Raw genomic sequence first — 17097 nt, 5'->3', positions numbered from 1 at the left:
GCTGCCACAACGGAAGCATCGCCGCGAGCGCAAGCGCTGCCAACAGTGATGCCGGTTGAGAGGGCGTCTCTCTCCGCGCCGATGCGCGGGAGAGAGACGCCAAGTCGCGACACGTCTCGGGAGGAGAGTGCGGATTCCGCAGTGATCGAGGAAAAGCGATGCGGAATCGTCGCGTGTCACCTTCTGAATACGCTCTTCCAGGGCCCTCGGACAAGGCGTGGGCGCCCCCCACCTTGGTCCGAGACTTTGGCGCAAAATTTGTCGTGACGCGTTGCATCCGCTCCGCGCGGCGGCGCATTGACGGATGCGTTCCGGAGACCGCCGCATGCGCAGGATCCTGACGGCTCTCGTCTGTCTCGGCCTCGGCGCCGCCGGGGGCCGGGCCCAGACGGTGGCGGACCGCTCGGGCGAGGGCCTCCCGCGCGACGAACTCGCGATGGTCCTGCGCAACCTCAACGGCGAATCGCACGCGCCCTCCGCGATCCGCCTGCGCAACCTGCGCCGTGCCGCGGGACCGCCCGTCATCCTGTGCGGGGAGATCAGCGTCGGCGGCCCGCTCGGCGTGCCGACGGAGTTCCGCCCCTTCTCGGCCGTGCCCGAGCAGCAGATCGTCTTCTCGCCCTTCGACGTATCGGGCAATCCGATCACCATCTTCGACAGGATCATCGCGGCGCATTGCGGCGGCGGGTAGATCTCTGGAGAAATCCGGCACCCTCGCCCCAGGACGATCGACATCCTGTGCGGTCGGAGTACCATCGCGGCCCGGTCACCCTCTGATCCGGAGGCTTGCGATGACCACCTACATCGTTCTGGCGAACTGGACCGATCAGGGCGCACGCGCGGTGCGCGACTCGCCGCAGCGGCTGGACGCGGCCAAGGCGCTGCTCTCGGCCATGGGCGGGCATTTCCAGCACTTCTTCCTCACGATGGGCCCCTACGACTTCGTGGCGATCTACGAGGCGCCCGACGATGCGGTGGCGGCGCGGTTCAGCCTCCAGCTCGGCATGCTCGGCAATCTCCGGGCCGAGACCCTGAAGGCCTTCCCGGAGGCGGCCTACCGGCAGATCGTGCAGTCGCTCTCCTACGAGGAGCCGCCGCGCTGGCGGGCTTGAGGGCCGGGCGGATGGGCCGGCGGCGCCTTGACGGGCGGCCGGGTTCTTGCGTGTAAGGGGCACCGCACCCTGGACGCGAACCCGCCGCCGCCTTGTCGCCCGCCACAGCCGCTCCCTCCCCACCGCCCGGCCATCTCCGCTTCGAGGGCGTGACGAAACGATTCGGGGCGACCCCGGCGGTCGAGGACGTGAGCCTCGATCTCGCGGCGGGGGAGTTCTTCTGCCTGCTCGGCCCCTCGGGCTGCGGCAAGTCCACCCTGCTGCGGATGCTGGCGGGCTTCGAGGAGCCGAGCCGCGGCCGCATCCTCCTCGACGGGCAGGATCTCGGCGGGGTGCCGCCGCATCGCCGGCCCGTGAACATGATGTTCCAGTCCTACGCGCTCTTCCCGCACATGAGCGTGGCGGACAACATCGCCTACGGCCTGCGCCGGGAAGGATTGCCCAAGGCCGAGATCGCCGGGCGCGTCGCCGCGATGCTGCGCCTCGTCCAGCTCGACACCTTCGCGGGCCGCCGGCCCGACTGGCTCTCGGGCGGCCAGCGCCAGCGGGTGGCGCTCGCCCGGGCGCTCGCCAAGCGGCCCCGGGTGCTCCTCCTCGACGAGCCGCTGGGCGCCCTCGACCGCTCGCTGCGCGAGGCCACGCAGGGTGAGCTGCGGGGGATCCAGCGCCAGCTCGGCACCACCTTCGTGGTGGTCACCCACGACCCGGCCGAGGCGATGGTGCTCGCCGACCGCATCGGCGTGATGGATCGCGGGCGCCTGATCCAGGTCGGGCCGGCCGCCCAGCTCTACGAGCGCCCGGCGACCCGCTACGTGGCCGGCCTCCTCGGGGACGCGAACCTGATCGAGGGCCGCCTCGGCCCCGGCGGCGCCGGGGCAAGGCGCCGCCTCGACACGCCCCTCGGCCCGCTCACCGCCACCGACCATCACGGTGCCGGAGCGGAGGGCGCGGCGGCCGTGCTCGTCCTGCGCCCCGAGCGGGTGGTCCTGCGCACCGACGCGGAGGGGCTGCCCGCCACCGTGACCGACGCGGTCTATCTCGGCGAGAAGACCCTCTACCGCGCCCGTCTGGCGGATGGGCGGGAGCTGCGGGCCGCGCTCCCGGCGGGGGCGGCCGCGCTCGCCCCCGGTGCCGTGGTCGGGCTCGGCTTCGCCCCCGAAGCCGCCGCCCTGGTGCCCGCCTGATGCGCCGCCTCGCCGAGCGCCTGCGCCGGGCGGCCCTACCGGGCGTGCCCTTCGCGTGGCTCCTCCTGTTCTTCGGCCTGCCCTTCCTGATCGTCCTCAAGATCAGCCTGTCGGATCCGGCCACCGCGCTGCCGCCCTACACGCCGGTGCTCGACTGGGGCGGGGGCGTCGCCGCGTGGTCCGACTTCCTGGCCGCCCTCGACTTCGAGAACTACCGCACGCTCACCGCCGACCCGCTCTACCTCGACGCGGCGCTCACCTCGCTCGGCATCGGGCTGTCCGCCACGGCGCTCCTGATCCTCGTCGGCTATCCGATCGCCTACGGCATGGCGCGGGCGCCCAAACGCCTGCAACCGCTCCTCGTGGCCCTGATGGTGATCCCGTTCTGGACGAGCTTCCTGATCCGGGTCTACGCCTGGATCGGGATCCTGAAGGGCGACGGGCTCCTCAACCACGCGCTCCTGAGCCTCGGCCTGATCGCGCGGCCGCTCGCCATCCTCAACACGCCCGCCGCGGTGCTGATCGGCCTCGTCTACGCCTATCTGCCCTTCATGGTGCTGCCGCTCTACGCGGTGCTGGAGCGCCTCGACCGCGGCCTGATCGAGGCCGCCCGCGACCTCGGGGCGAGCCGGCTCTCGGCCTTCCTCACCGTCACGCTGCCCCTGTCCTGGCCGGGGCTGGTGGCGGGGGCCCTGCTCTGCTTCATCCCGATCATCGGCGAGTTCATCGTGCCCGACCTCCTCGGCGGCCCCGACACCCTGATGCTCGGACGGGTCCTGTGGAGCGAGTTCTTCGCGAACCGCGACTGGCCGCTCGCCTCCGCGGTGGCGGTGCTGATGCTGCTGATCGTGGCCGGGCCGGTGGTGTTCTTCCGCGAGGCCGAGGCCCGCCAGATGGAGCGGCCCCGGTGAGCGCGCGCCTCCACCCGCTGGCGCTCGCCGCGCTCGTCCTCGGCTTCGTCTTCCTGTACGGGCCGATCCTCGTCCTGGTCGTCTATTCCTTCAACGAATCCCGGCTCGTCACGGTCTGGGGCGGGTTCTCGACCCGCTGGTACGCGGGCCTCGCGGCGAACGCCCCCCTCGTCGCAGCGACGCTGACCACGCTCAAGGTGGCGCTCGCCTCGGCGAGCCTCGCGACCGTGCTCGGCACCCTGGCGGCGCTCGCCCTCGACCGGCGCGGGGGCTTTCCGGGCCGCACCCTGTTCTCGGGCCTCCTCGTCGCCCCGATGGTGATGCCGGAGGTGATCATCGGCCTCGCCCTGCTGCTGCTCTTCGTCGGGCTCGGGATCGATCGCGGCTTCTGGACCATCGTCGCCGCGCACACGACCTTCACGCTCTGCTTCGTCGCCGTGGTGGTGCAGGCCCGGCTCAAGGGGCTCGACCGCAGCCTGATCGAAGCCGCCGCCGATCTCGGCGCCCCGCCCGTCACGGTGTTCCGCACCGTGACGCTGCCGCTGCTATTGCCAGCGATCGTGGCGGGGTTCCTCCTCGCCTTCACCCTCTCGATGGACGATCTCGTGATCGCGAGCTTCGTGTCGGGCCCCGGCGCCACCACCCTGCCGATGCGCCTCTACAGCCAAGTGCGCCTCGGCGTGACGCCGGAGATCAACGCGATCTCGACCCTGCTGATCGCCACGGTGGCGCTCAGCGTGCTGATCGCCTCGCTGGCGACGGCGCGGCGGGAGGGGTGAGCGACCGCATACAACGGCCCAAGATGCTGGGGACCAAGATGCCGGGCCCCAGGATGCCGGCGCATCCTCTCTCGATCTCGGGCCTGCCCGAGATCGACGGGACCGTTGGTATCAATACTCCCACTCCGCCCCGACCCCGATCGCGGTGGCGCCGTTCGCACCGGCCTCGCCCTGCACCTTGATGCGACCGGTCACGTCGTAGGTGAGGGTGGCGGCGCTGTCCTCCGGGCGGGCGCCGGCCCGCACGCCCACCGAGAGCCGGTCGCCGAGCGCCCGCGACAATCCCAAAGCCGCGCCGCCCTTCGCGCCGGCCTGCACGTCCAGGCTGTCGAGGCCGAGCCCCTTGCGGGCGCTCTCGAACACGTCGGGCCCGCCCGCATTGCCGGCGAGCTGCGCCACGCCCTGCGCCAGCTGGAGGGCCTGGAACGGCGAGAGGCCGCCCGAGGCCTTCTTGAACAGCAGGCGCGAGAGCACCTCGTCCTGCGGCAGCGGCGGCTCGGAATTGAGCACGAAGGCCGGCCGGTCGGCCGGGCCGTTGACGGCGATGCGCGCGGTCACGTCGCCGGCCTGGGTCTGGGCCTCGAAGTCGAGGTCCGGCGCCGTCAGGTCCCCCGCGAAGGTCAGGCGGCCGCGGTTGAAGTCGAGGCGCTGGCCGACGATCTGGATGCGCCCGCGGCGCATCGCGAAACCGCCATTCGCCACCGGGGCCCGCGAGGTGCCGGTGAGCCGCAGGGACCCGCCGAGCTCGGCATCGACGCCGCGGCCGCGCACCACGATCCGGCCCGGGGCGTTCACGGCGATGTCGAGGGTGGCGTCGAAGGGGGCGCCCTTGCGGCCGGTCCCCGCCTGCTGACGGGCCCGCGCGGCGAGGCGCCGGCGCTCGGCCTCCGGCACGTTGACGTGGCGGATCCCCGGCAGGGGCTGGACGGTGGCGGGCAGCCGGTCGGGGATGCCGACCTCCAGCGAGACCACGTCGACCCGGCCGCTGATGCGCGGCGTGCGCGCGAGCGGCCCCGCGAGGGCGAGGTCGAGGCCCGTCACCGCGGTCATCAGCGGGCTCGAGACCAGCTCGGCCCGGTCCGCCCGGATGGTGAGCGAGCCCGGGAAGCCCTGCGCGGGCGCCACCGCGACCCGGCCCTCCACCCGCAGGCTGCCGCCGTTGCGGGTCGCGGCGGTGAGGCGCTCGATCACCAGCGTGTCGCCCCGGCCGCTCACCCGGCCCTGGATGTCGGTGAGGCGGATGCCCTGGAGCGGATCGCTGAAGCTGCCCCCCGTGAGGGTGGCGCTGCCGCCGACCCGCGGGGCGGCGAGCGTGCCCGCAACCTCCCCGTCGACGGCGAGGCGGCCGGCGAGGCGCTGGCCGGAGGTGGACAGGACCGTGTTGGCGAGCGCGGCATCGATCGTGCCGCGGGCCGTCAGCCCGAGGGGGCCGCCGGGCTCCACCGGCACCGTGCCGCCGAGGGTGAGCTGCATCCCGCGCCCCGCCGAGACCGTGCCGTCGAGGCCGGCGCGCCCGTCGCGGATCGGGCCCTGAAGCTTCGCGTCGATGGGCGGCAGGCCGGCCGAGCGGGTCTCGGGCGTGACGAGCCGGCTCACCTGGAGGGCGTAGCGCCCCTCGGGGCTGTCGAGGGCGCCCGACAGCGAGGCCTCGCCGTCGAGGGTGCCCGAGAGGGCGAGGCGGGGATCCGCGATCCGCGCCAGGGAGAGCGGCAGCTTGACGAGGGCGAGCCGCAGATCGAGCCGGGAGCCGAGGCGGCCGTCGAGGCTCGCCCGTCCCGCCCCCGCCGCGATGGCGAGGCGCTCGACCACGAGGTCGCGCCCGTCGAGGGTGAGGCTCGCCGGGCCCGCGAGCGCGAGGCGGTCGGCGCCCCGCACGGCGCTGAACCGGGCGAGGTCGAGGCGCGGGCGGGCGCCCGCCACCAGCCGCCCGGCGCCGTCGAGCGAGAAACCCCGGGCGCGGGCCTGGAGGGTGAGGTCGCTCGCGCCCTCCGCGGGCGTCGCGTCGAAGCGGATCGAGTCGATGGTCTCGCCCGCCACCGCCACCCGCTCGGCGGCGAAGCGCCCCTGAAGGCGCGGGGCTGCGCGCAGATCGCTGCCCGCGAGATCGGCCTCGAGCCGCGCCAGGGCGAGGCCGGCCCCGCGCAGGCCCTCGCCGGTCGCCCGGATCCGCGCGCCCTGCCGGCCGTCCCGGCGGTCGAGGGCGATGGCCGCGTCGAGCCGGCCGGCGAGCCGGGTCAGGGCGAGCGCCGAGAGGTCGTCGAGGTTGCCGGCGCGCAGGGTGAGGTCGGCCTCGGCGAGGCCGCTCTCCCGCGCCACGGCCGCCGAGCCCTGGAGCGCCACCGAGCCGAGCCCGAAGGCGAGCCGGTCGAGCACCCAGTCGGCCCGCGCCCGGGCGAGATGCGCCCCGCCGGTGAGCGGCTTGCCGTCGACCCGGCCGGACAGGTTCACGGTCCCGTCGAGATGCCCGGTCACGTCCTTCAGCGCCGCCTCGGCGGCGAGGTCGCGGAGCGGGCGGCCGAGCGCCTTCGCCTCGGGGGCGGCCAGGGTGAGGGCGAGATCCGGACGCTCCAGGGAGCCAGTGAGCCGGGCGTTCAGGCTCGCGCGCCCGGCGAGGGCGGGATCGAGGCTGGCGAGGTCCGACAGGTCGAGGCGCGCCGCGAGATCGGCCTGGGCCAGGGTGGCGCGGCCCTCCGCGCTGCCGGTCACGGCCGCGCCGGTGAAGCGGGCGCGCTCCACCGCGTAGCCGTCCGGCAGGCGGGTCAGCCGCCCGGCGAAGCGGGGGCTCGGACCGAGGGTGCGGTCGAGGGCGGGCGTGTCGAGATCGAGCCGCTCGCCCGCAGCCTCGACCTCCGCGGCGACGCCCGAGCGGGTGGGATCGCCGCTGAGCAGCGCGGAGGCGGCGAGGCGCCCGGAGAGCGGCCGGCCGGCGAGGAGCGAGAAGGCCGCGAGGTCGCGCAGCTCCGCCCGCAGGGTGCCCGCCACCTCCGTGCGGCCGAGACGGCCGGCATAGTGCAGGCCGGCCTGCGGCGCGTCGAGGGTGACGTCCGAGAGGTCGGCGATCCCATCCGGCCGCAACTGCCCGCGCAGGGTGAAGCGCGCCTCCGGGCCGACAGCCCGCCGCAGGGCCGGATCGGCGAGGTGCAGCCCCTCGAAGGCGGCATCGGCGGACAGGCGGAAGGGCTGGCCCTCCGCGACCTTCGCCAGCGGCTCGACCGCGAGATCGGCGCTCACCCGGGCAAGCCGGCTGTCGGCGGCGCTGAGGCCCGCGGCCCGCAGGGTACCGACCACCCGCGGCGCGGCGAGGGGGCCGGTGACGCCGCCGTCGAAGGTCAGCGCCTCGACCGCGCCCGCGCCGGTGCGGGTGACGCCGCCCTCGGTGGGCAGGGCCCGGGCCGTGACGGTGAGGTCGGCCCGGCCGGCGGCGTCGAGCCCGCCCGCAAGGGTGAGCTTCGCCGTGCGCGAGGTCAGGTCGAAGCGCTCGAAGCGAGAGGCGCCGTCGTCGCCGAAGCGCAGGGCGCCGTCGAGGCGGGTGGTGCCGGCGAAGATCGCGGCGGCCGGCCCCGGCACCAGCCCCTCGATCCGCGAGGCGAGATCGAGATTCATCCGGCGCTCCCGCCCCGCCCGCTCGATGCGCGCCTTGCCCTCGGCGCCGATGTCGTCGCCGGCCCGGAAGGCGAGGCTCGCCGCGAAGGCGTCGAGGGGGCCGCGCCCGTCGAGGTCGAGGGTGACGGGCGGCAGGCCGGGGAGGTTCATCGCCCGGGCGACGAGGCCGCCCTCGGGCTCGTCGTGGGCGAGCTTCAGCTCCAGCTTCTGGCCCTCGGGCACGTAGGCGAGCTTGAGCGTGACGGTGCCGGGCCGGTCGAGCCGGCGGATGCCGAGCGCGAGGTCGAGCCCCTCGCCCGGGTCGCCGAGCTTGGCCTGCCCCGCCCCGGCGAGGCGGGCCTCCTGCCCCAGCACCGGCTCGCCGAGGGCGAGTTCGCCGAGGGTGAAGGCCTTCATCTCGACCTTCACGGGCAGGTCGGGCAGCAGCGGCTCGTTCGTCGCGGTGGTGGCGACGGGGTTGGGCAGGGGGCGGCGCAGCACCTCCAGGCGGCCGATCTCGAGCCGGTCGATCTCCAGGCGGCGGGAGAGCAGGGCGGTGCGCCGCCAGATCAGCCGCGCCCGGTCGAGGCGCAGCCACACCCCCTCGCGGTCGGCGATGGACACGTCCCGGATGGTGGCGTCGGAGGAGAGCGCGCCGTCGACGGCGCCGATCGAGACCCGCGAGGCCGGGGTGGAGAGCGCGCGGGAGAGGAGGTCGCCGAGGACCGTGGTCTCGCCCTCGGCCGCGAGGCCGGCCGTGCCCTGGCCGAGCCAGACGAGGCCGAGGAGGAGCAGGGCGCAGGCCGCGGCGAGCGAAGCGGACCCGGTCCGCCGCAGGCGCGGGCGGCGCGGCAGGATGGCTCTGCGGCCCGTCTGGTTCATCATCAGAAGGCCTGCCCGATGCTGATGTAGAGGGCGACCGGCGGCTGCTTGAGCGCCTTGTCGGGGTTCAGCGGCACCGCGAGATCGACGCGGATCGGGCCGATGCCGGTGTAGTAGCGCAGGCCCAGACCCGCCGCGTAGCGGATGGGCTCGTCGAAATCCGGCAGGCTCGACGCGAAGGCGGTGCCCGCATCGAGGAACGGCACGAGGCCGATCGTGTCCGTGACCTTGATGCGCGCCTCCAGCGAGCCTTCGAGGAGCGAGCGCCCGCCGATCGGCAGCTGGTACGGGCCGATCGGCCCCACCGTGCGGTAGGCATAGCCGCGGATCGAGCCGCCGCCGCCCGCGAAGAACCGGATGGAGGCCGGGATCTCGGCGAGGCTCGCCCCCGTGATCGAGCCGAAGCCGAGCCGGGCGGCGAGGATCGTGTTCGCCTCGTCGTCGAGGGCGTAGTAGGTCGAGCCCTGCGCCTTGGCGACGAAGATCCCCGGATCCGAGCCGAGGAAGCTCGGATAGGGCGTCGCCGAGGCGGTGAGGCGGACGCCCCGGCTCGGGTCGAGCAGGTTGTCGGTGGAATCGTAGGAGACCGAGACCGGCAGGCCGATCAGCCGGTAATCGACCTTGCCGAGGGCGTCCCGGGCATAGCCGATCTGCCCCTCGACGCCGGCCTGCACCGAGAAGGTGTCGCTGAAGCGGTGGCGCACCGCGACCGTGCCGCCGACCGCGTCGCTCAGGTAGGATTGCTGCACCTCGCGGCCGATGAAGGCGCCGGCCAGGAGATCGTTGCGCGTGCCGAACAGGGCGGGCTTGACGAAGGTCGCGGCGAGCCGCCCGCCGAGGCCGTTGGTCTCGATGCCGGCGAGCTTGCGGCGGCGCGCGTAGTAATCCTGGCCGAGACCCAGATAGGAGAGATCCGCGTCGATGCGCAGGGATTCGCCGCCGCCGAACAGGTTGCGGTTGGCCCAGTAGCCGCGCACCCCCGGCCCGTCGACGGTGGAGTAGCGCGCCGAGACGCCGAGCAGGTTCGGCGCCCGCTCGGTGACGTCGACGAAGATCGGCAGCGTCCCGTCCGGCGCCAGGGCCTCGGCCTCGCGCACCCGCACGCCGCCGATGGCCTCGACCCGGGTCACCGAGCGGCGGATGCCCGCGATCGCCTCGGGCGAGTAGGGATCGCCCGGCTCGGCGTAGATGAAGGAGCGCACCACCGCCGGGTCGAGGTCCCGGGTGCCGCGCACCGTGACGGCGCCGATCGCCGCCTCCGGCCCCGGATCGACCGTGAAGGCCACGTCCATGGCGCGGGCGGCGTGATCCACCACCGGCTCGCGCCGCACCACCTTGGCGAAGGGATGGCCCTGCGCACGCAGGGCGTCGACGATCCGCGCCTCGCGGGCGAGCACGGTGGCCGAGCGCGCGGGCACGTCGTCGCCGACCCGGGTGAGGCGGGCGGGCAGGTCGAGGGGGAGGCCGGAGACGTCCCGGACCGTGATGGTGCGCAGATGGTAGAGCGGCCCCTGCTCGACGCTGATGCGGACCGCCGCGAGCCGCCGGTTGCGCGTCGCCTCGGCGGCACGGACCGCCGCCCGGGCCGCCGCATCCCCGCCCAGCACCACATCCTCGATGCGGAAGGCGACGGTGCCGGAGTAGTAGCCGAAGCCCCAGAGGGCATCGACGAGCCGGGTGGCGTCGGCCTCGGCCCGGCGCAGCAGGCCCTCGCCGTCCGGGGGCGGCTCGGTCCGCAGGCGGTAGAGGGTCGAGGCGTCCTGAAGGGCGGAGAGCAGGTCGTCGTCCTCGGCACCCTGGATGCGCACCGCGTAGGCCACGGCATCCGGGCGCGGGGCAGGCGGCGCCTCCTCGGAGCCGAACAGCCCGAAGACATCGAAGGCCCGCGCCTCGGGCGCGCCCAGCAGGCAGGCGACGAGGGCGAGCGCCCCCGGCCTGCCTCTCACTCCCCAGCGGCGCGTTGCCTGCGCGCGCGCGATCCGACCCTGATCCGGCATGCCCCCGGCTGCTCGTTGCCCCCGCCTTCCCGCAGGTCGGCCTCCTGCCGCAAGGGTTGGCGGGGTTCGTGTTCAAACCGTGTCCACGCCGGAGCGCAACGCGTGCCATTGTGGAAGGAAACGTGGCGGCGACTCAACCCCGGGCCCGGCAACGGGGCCGGAACGGCGGCCCGCAGGCACCCCGGACAGCCGCCGGCGCTCCCCCGAACCCCGGTCATCCTTCGCCGAGGCGGTCACCGGCCCGGCGTGGAAAGCGATGAGGGAACAAGACGCTAAGCAGAGTTGCGGGATGCCGCCCCGCCCGGACGGCACAACAGGTTGGCGAACGGTCCCTTGGGGTTCGCCTGCTTGCGGCGTGCGGTCGCGCTTCAGGGGCGGATCCCGCGCCCATATGCCTGTGGAGAGGAGATCCCATGCTGCCGGTCGTGTTCCATCCGGCCTACGAGGCCGCACTGCCGGACGGCCACCGCTTTCCGATGCGCAAGTACGGGCGGCTCGCCGAGATCCTGGCTGAGCGGGGACTCGTGCCCCGCGGCTTCGTGCGCCCGGAGCCCGCCGATGCCGGGACGGTGGCGCTCGCGCATGACCCGCTCTACGTCGAGCAGGTGCTGACCGCGACCGTGCCGCGCGCCGTCGAGAAGGCGATCGGCCTGCCGGTGGATGCGGGGGTGGCCCGGCGCTCCCTCGCCTCGGCGGGGGGCACGCTGCTCGCGGCGCGGCTGGCGCTGGCGGGCGGGCTCGCGGGCAGCACCGCGGGCGGCAGCCATCACGGGCGGCGGGCCGGGGGCGGGGGGTTCTGCGTCTTCAACGACGTGGCGGTGGCGGCGCTCAAGCTCCACCGCGAGGGGGCGATCCGGCGGGCGCTGATCATCGACCTCGACGTGCATCAGGGCGACGGCACCGCCGATTGCCTGTCGGCCGAGCCCGATCTCTTCACCTTCTCCATGCACGGCGAGAAGAACTACCCCACCGACAAGGTGCCGGGGGACCTCGACATCGGCCTGCCGGACGGGCTCGAGGACGAGGGCTACCTCGCCGAGCTGCGCCGGCACGTGCCGCGTCTCCTCGACGCGCTCCGCCCCGACCTCGTCTTCTACAATGCCGGGGTCGATCCGCACCGGGATGACCGGCTCGGGCGCCTCGCACTCAGCGATGCGGGCCTGCTCGCCCGCGACCGCCACGTGGTCGGCGAGGTGCGCCGCCGCGGCATCCCCCTCGCCGCGGTGATCGGCGGCGGCTACGCGGCGGATATCGACGCGCTCGCGGCCCGCCACGCCCTGGTCTTCGAGGCCATGGCGGAATGGATCTGAGCCCCGCGGATGCGGAACGGCTGAGCCTGTCCCTCGTTGAGATGGTCAGAGAGGGTGCTCGCGCGCCCGCCATCCGGAAGGGGACCGCCATGAGCCTGATCGGCCGCATCGTCACCAAGATCCTCGGCAACGACGACCCGAACTACCGCCCGGGCGACCGCTACGACACCCGAAACGCGGATTCGAGCACCCTCGTCGGCCGCATCGTCACCAAGCTCCTGCGCCGCTGAGCGGCATCGTCCGTCCGGCCGTCCGGGGAGATCCGGACAGCGCGGCGCTGGTTTCGCCTCTCCCCGCTCGCGGGGAGAGGCGCTCACAAGCCTCGGCGCGAACCGCCCCCGCTCAGCCGTAGCGGCGCTTCAGCAGCTCGTAGACCAGCCGCGCCGTCTGCACCTCGCCGCCCTCCGGCCGGCCGGGCTTGGTGCTCGGGTTCCAGCCGTAGAGGTCGAGATGCGCGTGGGCCTTCGCGGTCGGCGCGAAGCGGCGCAGGAACAGGGCGGCGGTCACCGCCCCGGCGAAGGGCCCGCCCGAGACGTGGTTGATGTCGGCGATCTTCGAATCCAGCAGGCTCGCATAGGGCGCCCACAGGGGCATGCGCCAGACCGGATCGTTCACCGCGCGGCCCGCCTCGGCCATGGCGGAGGCGAGCGCATCGTCCTCCGTGAACAGGGCCGGCAGGTCCGGGCCCAGCGCCACCCGGGCGGCGCCCGTCAGCGTCGCGAAATCGATGACGAGGTCCGGGCTCTCCTCGTCGGCGAGCGCCAGGGCGTCGGCGAGGATCAGGCGGCCCTCCGCATCGGTGTTGCCGATCTCGACGGTCAGGCCCTTGCGGCTGCGCAGCACGTCGCCGGGCCGGAAGGCGCTGCCCGAGATGGCGTTCTCGACCGTGGGGATCAGCACCCGCAGCCGCACCCGCAGGCCCGCCCCCATCACCATCTCGGCGGCGGCCAGCGCGGCGGCGGCGCCCGCCATGTCCTTCTTCATCAGCAGCATCGCCGCGGAGGGCTTGATGTCGAGGCCGCCGGTATCGAAGGCGACGCCCTTGCCGACGAGCGTGACCTTCGGGGCGGCGCCGTCGCCCCAGGTGAGATCGATGAGGCGCGGCGCCCGCTCCGAGGCTCGCCCGACCGCGGCGATCATCGGGAAGTCGCGCTCCAGCGCCTCCCCCGAGACGACCGCGCAGGCCGCGCCGGAGCGCTCGGCGAGCGAACGGGAAGCGGTCTCGATCTCGGCCGGGCCGAGGTCGTTGGCGGGCGTGTTGACGAGGTCGCGCCCGGCCGCGACGGCATCCGCGATGCGCCCGATCTCGGCCGGATCCACGCCCTCCGGCAGGACGAGCCGGGCGCCGGGCGCCGGGCGGTCGCGGTAGCGCGCGAAGCGGTAGGCGGAGAGCCGCCACGCGAGGGCCGCGAGGGCCGGCTGCGGCGGCGGAGCGGCGAAGCGGTAGCTGCCCTCGGGCAGGCTATCGGCGAGCTTCGCCGTCGCGAAGGGATCGCCCTTCGGATCGAGCCCCGCCACCACGCCGGCGAGCCCGCCCGCCGCATCGGGCAGCAGGGCATGCGTGCCGGGCTTCGCCTTGAAACCGGTCGCCCGGGCGAAGGCGGCGGCCGGACCGGGCAGGGTCTCGGCCAGGGTCTCGGCAAGGGCGGGCCAATCCTCGGCCGTGACGCACCAGATCGGGCAGGCGGACGCGGCATCGGCGGCGGGCAGAAGGACGGTCACGGGCGCTCCGAGGCTGTAAGGTTAACGGGCGATTAGGGTTAACGCTCTATCACCGGGCTACCGGCAGCGAGAAGCCACCGGTCAACGAGCTCGGATGAGGAGCAGCGGATGGGTCCCGTCGTGGTTGTGTCGCGCTCCGCCCTGCGGCGCCTGCTGGCGGCGGGCGCGGTGGCGCTGCTGGCGTCGGGATGCCTGTCGCGCGCTCCCATGACCACGGGCTCGATCGAGGCCGGCACCGGGGCGGGCGAGGCGCAGGCCCGCCGGGACATCGGCCGGCTGGCCTCGCGCTACAACGGCAATCCGGGCGAAGTCGGCACCGCCATCGCCTATGCCAACGCGCTGCGCGCCACCGACCAGACGGCCCAGGCCGTCGCGGTCCTGCAGCAGACCGCCCTGCGCAATCCCAAGAACACGATCGTGCTCGCCGCCTACGGCAAGACTCTGGCGGAGGCCGGGCGCTACGGCGAGGCGGCGGAAGTGCTGCAGAACGCGCATTCGCCGGCGAACCCGGACTGGCGGGTGCTCTCCGCCCAGGGCGCCGTCGCCGACCAGATGGGCGACCATGTCCAGGCCCAGCGCTACTACGAGGCGGCGCTGAAGATCGTCCCGGGCGAGCCGAGCGTCCTCTCGAATCTCGGCCTGTCCTACGCCCTCGCCAAGCGCCTCGGCGAGGCCGAGCAGGTGCTGCGGCAGGCGGCGGCCGATCCGCGGGCGGATGCGCGGGTGCGCCAGAACCTCGCGCTGGTGCTCGGCCTCGCGGGCCGCACCGCCGAGGCGGAGGAGGTCCTGCGCCGCGATCTCGGACCGGCCGAGGCCGCGCAGAACGCCGCGGCCCTGCGGGCCTTCATGTCCCAGCCCAACGGCTGGCAGGCGATCCGCTCGGCGGATGCCCGCAAGCGCAAGCCCGCGGGCTGATACGGTTTCCGGACGATCACTTTCGGAAACCGTATCACGAGCCCGCGCGGCGCCTGAGCGAGGCCGGTTTCCGCATCGCGAAGCGATCATCCGGAAACCGTATGAGACGCTCCCGGAGGCGGGCGAGGCCGACAGGCCGGCGCCCCCCGCCGCGCCGGATCAGCGCGGCCGGCGGGAGACGCTGACGACGTTGCCGTCGCGCTCGGGGCGCTTGGCGGCGGTGCGGGGCTGCTCGGGCAGGACGTCGCGGATGGTCCTGACGATCGCCGCCGCGTCCAGGCCCGCCTGCGCGTACATCCGCGCCGGCGTGTCGTGGTCCTGGTACTCGTCCGGAAGCGTCAGCGTCCGGACCCGCACGCTCCCCCCGTCCAGCGCGCCCCGCGCCGACAGCAGGTGCAGCACCATCGCCCCGAAGCCCCCCGTCGAGCCCTCCTCCACCGTCACCAGAACCTCGTGGCTCCCCGCCAGATCCAGGATCAGCGCCTCGTCCAACGGCTTGGCGAACCGCGCATCCGCCACCGTCACACCCAGCCCCGCATCCTCCAGCTGGTCCGCCGCCTTCAGCGCCTCCGCCAGCCGCGTCCCCAGGCTCAGAACCGCCACCCGCGCCCCCTCCGGACGACGCAGCACCCGCCCCTTGCCGAGCGCCAGCACCTCGCCCACCTCCGGCAGCTCAACGCCCACGCCCTCGCCCCGCGGGTAGCGGAACGCGATCGGGCCCGCATCGTGCGCGTGCGCCGTCGCCACCATGTGCACCAGCTCCGCCTCGTCGGCCGCCGCCATCACCACCATGTTCGGCAGGCAGCACAGGTAGGCCAGGTCGAACGCCCCCGCATGCGTCGCCCCGTCCGCCCCCACCAGACCCGCCCGGTCCAGCGCAAACCGCACGGCCAAGTTCTGCAGCGCCACGTCGTGCACCACCTGATCGTAGGCCCGCTGCAGGAACGTCGAGTAGATCGCGCAGAACGGCCGGTAGCCCTCCGCCGCCAAGCCCGCCGCGAACGTCACCGCGTGCTGCTCGGCGATGCCCACGTCGAAGGTGCGGTCCGGATGCGCCTTGGCGAAGATGTCCACCCCCGTGCCCGAGGGCATCGCCGCGGTGATCGCCACCACCTTGTCGTCCCCGTTCGCCGCCCGAACCAGGCTGTCGCCGAACACCTTGGTGTAGCTCGGCGCGTTCGGCTTGGCCTTCACCTGCTGGCCCGAGACCACGTCGAACTTCACCACCGCGTGACCGCGGTCGGCCGCCGCTTCCGCCGGGGCGTAGCCCTTGCCCTTCTGGGTCACCACGTGCACCAGCACCGGGCCCTCGGGCGCGTCGCGCACGTTCTTGAGCACCGGCAGCAGGTGGTCGAGGTTGTGTCCGTCGATCGGCCCGACATAGTGGAAGCCGAGTTCCTCGAACATCGTGCCGCCGCCCGCCAGGATGCCGCGGGCGTATTCCTCGGCACGCGCCGCAGTGTCGTACAGGGCCTTGGGCAAGAGCCGGCCGAACTGCTTGGCGGTGTCGCGCAAGCTCCGGTAGGTGTCGCCCGAGACCAGCCGCGCGAGGTAGGCCGACATGGCGCCGACCGGGGGCGCGATCGACATGTCGTTGTCGTTGAGGATCACGATCAGGCGCGAGCGCAGCGCGCCGGCATTGTTCATGGCCTCGTAGGCCATGCCGGCGGAGATCGAGCCGTCGCCGATCACCGCCACCACGTTGCGCCGCTCGGGCGTCTCGCCGCGGGCCCGGGCGGCGGCGTCGCGCAGGTCGCGGGCGATGGCCATGCCGAGCCCGGCGGAGATCGAGGTGGAGGAATGGGCCGCGCCGAAGGGATCGTAGGGGCTCTCGGCGCGCTTGGTGAAGCCGGAGAGGCCGCCGCCCTGGCGCAGGGTGCGGATGCGGTCGCGGCGCCCGGTGAGGATCTTGTGCGGATAGGCCTGGTGGCCGACGTCCCAGATCAGGCGGTCGTCGGGGGTGTTGAAGACGTAGTGGAGGGCGACCGTCAGCTCGATGACGCCCAGCCCGGCGCCGAGATGGCCGCCGGTGACCGAGACGGCGTCGATCGTCTCGGCGCGCAGTTCCTCGGCGAGCTGCGCAAGGTCGCTCTCCGGAAGGGTGCGAAGATCCGTCGCGTCACGGACACGGTCGAGGAGGGGAAGGCTGAGCGGTGACACCGAACGATCCTCATGTCCGGAAAGGGAAGCGCGCCGCGTGAGCGCGCGAAGGCCGCGGACGGATGCAGGGCAGGGCGGTCGCCTCAGGCGACATCGAGCGGTGCCGTGCCGACGGGGTTGCCGTCCGCCCCCAGGGTGATGCGCTGGATGCGCGCCTCGGCGCGCTGGAGCAGCTGCTCGCAATGGCGCTTGAGCGCCTCGCCGCGCTCGTAGATCGCGACCGATTCGTCGAGCGGCACGTTGCCCTGCTCGAGGCGCTGCACGATGCCCTCGAGTTCCTCGAGCGCTGTCTCGAACGGCAGATCCCCCGTCACGGCCGGGCCGGACGAGGGGGCGGTCGACGCGGCATCGGACCGGGCTGCGGTCATCCCTTCAAGCTCCCAGCGAGCGAAGGTTTATGGCCGCGCGCCTGCCTCAAAACAACCCTTCTGCGGCCCGCGCCCGGGGAGACCGGACTATTCTCCGAGGAGGGCTGCGTTTGAGCCACACTCTTAATACAAGTCGAAGCTGCCCCGGACGGGCCCGATTCCGTCCGGGGCGCGG

The 17097-nt window shown here is 73.9% G+C and carries 13 protein-coding genes; 8 read left to right on the top strand and 5 right to left on the bottom strand.

Annotated features, from left to right (window positions below):
- Positions 1-325 precede the first annotated feature (325 nt).
- The 5 genes from ACE101_RS26625 to ACE101_RS26605 all read left to right on the top strand — a co-directional run bounded on the left by ACE101_RS26625 (position 326) and on the right by ACE101_RS26605 (position 3986).
- Positions 326-691, top strand: a complete 366-nt coding sequence (locus ACE101_RS26625) for a hypothetical protein (RefSeq protein WP_379136201.1) — start codon at positions 326-328, stop codon at positions 689-691.
- Positions 692-791: 100 nt separating this feature from the next.
- Positions 792-1112 (top strand): GYD domain-containing protein, encoded by a 321-nt coding sequence (locus ACE101_RS26620; protein WP_379136198.1) that lies wholly within the window; start codon positions 792-794, stop codon positions 1110-1112.
- Between the two features lie 92 nt (positions 1113-1204).
- Positions 1205-2296 (top strand): ABC transporter ATP-binding protein, encoded by a 1092-nt coding sequence (locus tag ACE101_RS26615; protein WP_379136195.1) that lies wholly within the window; start codon positions 1205-1207, stop codon positions 2294-2296.
- Positions 2296-3207, top strand: a complete 912-nt coding sequence (locus tag ACE101_RS26610; RefSeq protein WP_379136192.1) for an ABC transporter permease subunit — start codon at positions 2296-2298, stop codon at positions 3205-3207. The genes ACE101_RS26615 and ACE101_RS26610 overlap by 1 nt, the downstream gene beginning before the upstream one ends.
- Positions 3204-3986 carry an ABC transporter permease gene (locus ACE101_RS26605; protein ID WP_379136190.1) on the top strand — a complete coding sequence of 261 codons (783 nt, stop codon included), beginning with the start codon at positions 3204-3206 and terminating at the stop codon, positions 3984-3986. Before ACE101_RS26610 ends, ACE101_RS26605 begins: the two co-directional genes overlap by 4 nt.
- A gap of 111 nt (positions 3987-4097) precedes the next feature.
- Here ACE101_RS26605 and ACE101_RS26600 read toward each other — a convergent pair whose 3' ends face one another.
- Positions 4098-8453, bottom strand: coding sequence for a translocation/assembly module TamB domain-containing protein (locus ACE101_RS26600; RefSeq protein WP_379136187.1), 4356 nt, complete (start codon positions 8451-8453; stop codon positions 4098-4100).
- Complete coding sequence (locus ACE101_RS26595; protein WP_379136184.1) at positions 8453-10447, bottom strand: autotransporter assembly complex protein TamA; 1995 nt, start codon at positions 10445-10447, stop codon at positions 8453-8455. Before ACE101_RS26595 ends, ACE101_RS26600 begins: the two co-directional genes overlap by 1 nt.
- A 413-nt stretch (positions 10448-10860) precedes the next feature.
- Between ACE101_RS26595 and ACE101_RS26590 the strand changes: the two genes are divergently transcribed.
- Positions 10861-11757, top strand: a complete 897-nt coding sequence (locus ACE101_RS26590; protein WP_379136181.1) for a histone deacetylase family protein — start codon at positions 10861-10863, stop codon at positions 11755-11757.
- An 89-nt stretch (positions 11758-11846) separates the two neighbouring features.
- The gene (locus ACE101_RS26585; RefSeq protein ID WP_379136178.1) at positions 11847-11987 is read left to right on the top strand and encodes a TFIIS helical bundle-like domain containing protein; all 141 of its coding nucleotides are present in this window, start codon (positions 11847-11849) and stop codon (positions 11985-11987) included.
- A 112-nt stretch (positions 11988-12099) separates the two neighbouring features.
- Here the strand turns inward: ACE101_RS26585 and ACE101_RS26580 are convergent, their stop codons facing one another.
- Positions 12100-13479: a leucyl aminopeptidase family protein gene (locus ACE101_RS26580; protein WP_379136175.1), complete on the bottom strand. Its 1380-nt coding sequence runs from the start codon at positions 13477-13479 to the stop codon at positions 12100-12102.
- A gap of 108 nt (positions 13480-13587) precedes the next feature.
- Between ACE101_RS26580 and ACE101_RS26575 the strand changes: the two genes are divergently transcribed.
- On the top strand, positions 13588-14394 hold the full coding sequence (locus ACE101_RS26575; RefSeq protein WP_379136172.1) for a tetratricopeptide repeat protein: 807 nt from the start codon (positions 13588-13590) through the stop codon (positions 14392-14394).
- Between the two features lie 159 nt (positions 14395-14553).
- Here ACE101_RS26575 and dxs read toward each other — a convergent pair whose 3' ends face one another.
- Together dxs and ACE101_RS26565 are read right to left on the bottom strand one after the other, a co-directional pair.
- Entirely contained in the window at positions 14554-16554 is a 2001-nt protein-coding gene (dxs, locus tag ACE101_RS26570) for a 1-deoxy-D-xylulose-5-phosphate synthase (RefSeq protein ID WP_379136170.1), read from the bottom strand.
- Positions 16555-16637: 83 nt separating this feature from the next.
- A complete protein-coding gene (locus tag ACE101_RS26565) occupies positions 16638-16922 on the bottom strand; it encodes an exodeoxyribonuclease VII small subunit (protein ID WP_379136169.1) in 285 nt (94 codons plus the stop codon).
- Between the last annotated feature and the right edge of the window lie 175 nt (positions 16923-17097).

The sequence above is a fragment of the Methylobacterium carpenticola genome, assembly GCF_042748905.1.
Taxonomy (GTDB): Bacteria; Pseudomonadota; Alphaproteobacteria; order Rhizobiales; family Beijerinckiaceae; genus Methylobacterium; species Methylobacterium carpenticola.
Note: the sequence above shows the minus strand (reverse complement) of the source record. Positions and strands in the feature narration are given on the sequence as shown.

What these genes read in the sequence shown, in the direction of transcription:
- ACE101_RS26625 (WP_379136201.1), top strand. Translation starts at nt 326, where the DNA reads ATGCGCAGGATCCTGACGGCTCTCGTCTGTCTCGGCCTCGGCGCCGCC.
- ACE101_RS26620 (WP_379136198.1), top strand. Translation starts at nt 792, where the DNA reads ATGACCACCTACATCGTTCTGGCGAACTGGACCGATCAGGGCGCACGC.
- ACE101_RS26610 (WP_379136192.1), top strand. Translation starts at nt 2,296, where the DNA reads ATGCGCCGCCTCGCCGAGCGCCTGCGCCGGGCGGCCCTACCGGGCGTG.
- ACE101_RS26600 (WP_379136187.1), bottom strand. Translation starts at nt 8,453, where the DNA reads ATGATGAACCAGACGGGCCGCAGAGCCATCCTGCCGCGCCGCCCGCGC.
- ACE101_RS26595 (WP_379136184.1), bottom strand. Translation starts at nt 10,447, where the DNA reads ATGCCGGATCAGGGTCGGATCGCGCGCGCGCAGGCAACGCGCCGCTGG.
- ACE101_RS26590 (WP_379136181.1), top strand. Translation starts at nt 10,861, where the DNA reads ATGCTGCCGGTCGTGTTCCATCCGGCCTACGAGGCCGCACTGCCGGAC.
- ACE101_RS26585 (WP_379136178.1), top strand. Translation starts at nt 11,847, where the DNA reads ATGAGCCTGATCGGCCGCATCGTCACCAAGATCCTCGGCAACGACGAC.
- ACE101_RS26575 (WP_379136172.1), top strand. Translation starts at nt 13,588, where the DNA reads ATGGGTCCCGTCGTGGTTGTGTCGCGCTCCGCCCTGCGGCGCCTGCTG.
- ACE101_RS26565 (WP_379136169.1), bottom strand. Translation starts at nt 16,922, where the DNA reads ATGACCGCAGCCCGGTCCGATGCCGCGTCGACCGCCCCCTCGTCCGGC.